Origin of the sequence: Pseudomonas sp. EGD-AK9, from assembly GCF_000465935.2 — a bacterium.
Classification (GTDB): Bacteria; Pseudomonadota; Gammaproteobacteria; order Pseudomonadales; family Pseudomonadaceae; genus Aquipseudomonas.
This window is the reverse complement of record NZ_AVOF01000526.1, coordinates 1-1,575: the sequence shown is the minus strand read 5'-3', so window position 1 is coordinate 1,575 and position 1,575 is coordinate 1. Positions and strand designations below refer to the sequence as shown.

General features: G+C 71.0%; 1 protein-coding gene and 1 pseudogene. One reads left to right on the top strand and one right to left on the bottom strand.

What is annotated here, in order from left to right; genetic code table 11:
* Window positions 1-84: 84 nt before the first annotated feature.
* Window positions 85-444, top strand: a pseudogene (locus tag N878_RS19985) (ACP phosphodiesterase); the annotation flags it as partial.
* Window positions 445-477: 33 nt separating this feature from the next.
* Here the strand turns inward: N878_RS19985 and N878_RS19980 are convergent.
* Window positions 478-1,575, bottom strand: a 1,098-nt coding sequence (locus N878_RS19980) for an HAD-IC family P-type ATPase (RefSeq protein ID WP_021445321.1), incomplete at its 5' end; no start/stop codon positions are given.

Below are 1,575 nucleotides of genomic sequence, written 5' to 3'. Positions count from 1 at the left end.
GCCGAAGGCGATGGTCGCCACCATGATCAAGCCTTCCTCGTTGAGAAAGCGCTTCTGGTGATAGGCGCGCAACTCGTTGGGCAGGCCGGCATGCTGCTGGATCTGTTCTTCGACCACTGCCTGGCGCGCGACTGGGCCGACTACGCCGAGCAGCCGCTGGAGGCCTTTACCGCGCGGGTGTACCGGGTGCTGGCCGACGAGCCCCAGCTGCCCGGGCGCCTGGCGCTGATCGCGCCGCGCATGGCGGCGCAGGACTGGCTCGGCAGCTACCGCGAGTTCGCGGTGCTGGAGCAGGTGATCGCCGGCATGCAGCGGCGGCTGTCGCGACCGCAGCTGCTCGACGGCAGCCTGGGCGAGCTGGAGCGCCTGTACCAGCCGCTGAGCGAGGATTTCCGCGCCTTCTACCCCGAGCTGATGGCGTTCGCCCGCGGCGAGCGGGGTTGAGGCGATTGCCCCGGTGCGCCGCGCGCACCGAGGTTACCCCGTCGGCTGCAGGCGCAAACGGCGGATCAGCCATTTCTCCAGCTCGGCGACGACGAACAGCGCCAGCCCGGCCAGCACCACCCGCGCCCACTGCGCCGCATCCAGCGCGGTGGAGTGGAACAGCCGCTGCAGCGGCGGGGCATAGGTGTACAGCGCCTGCAGCAGCAGGCAGGCGGCGATGGCCAGCAGCACGGCGCGGCTGCCGAACAGGCCGTCGGGGCTGAGCACCGAGGCGAAGATGCGCCGGCTGTTGATCAGGTAGAACACCTCGCACATCACCACCGCGTTCAGCGCCATGGTCCGCGCGCTGTCCAGCCCGGTGCCGTTGTCCAGCTCCCAGAGGAACAGGCCGATGCCGGCGCCGGCCATCAGCAGCGACACCAGCAGCACGCGCCAGACGAAGAAGGCCGACAGCAGCGGCTCGTTCGGCGCCCGTGGCGGGCGGTCCATCAGCCCGGCCTCGGCCGGCTCGAAGGCCAGCGCCAGGCCCAGGGTCACCGAGGTGACCATGTTGATCCACAGCACCTGCGCCGGGGTCAGCGGCAGGGTCAGCTGGAACAGGATGGCGGCGATCACGATCAGCGCCTGGCCGCCGTTGGTGGGCAGGGCGAAGAGGATGAACTTCTTCAGGTTGTCGTAGATCGCCCGGCCCTCGCGCACGGCACCGGCGATGGTGGCGAAGTTGTCGTCGGCCAGCACCACCTCGGCCGCCTCCTTGGCCGCCTCGGTGCCCTTGTCGCCCATGGCCACGCCGACGTCGGCGCGTTTCAGCGCCGGGGCGTCGTTGACCCCGTCGCCGGTCATCGCCACCACCTCGCCGCTGGCCTGCATGGCCTGCACCAGGCGCAGCTTGTGCTCGGGGCTGGCGCGGGCGAACACCTCGACGCCGGGCAGCACCTGGCGCAGCTGGCGCTCGTCGAGCAGCTCCAGTTCGGCGCCGGTCAACGCCGGCAGGCCGACGCCGATGCCCAGCTGGGCGCCGATGGCGCGGGCGGTCTCGGCATGGTCGCCGGTGATCATCTTGACCCGGATGCCGGCGCGCTGGCATTCGGCGACGGCGGCGATGGCTTCCTCGCGTGGCGGGTCGATGAT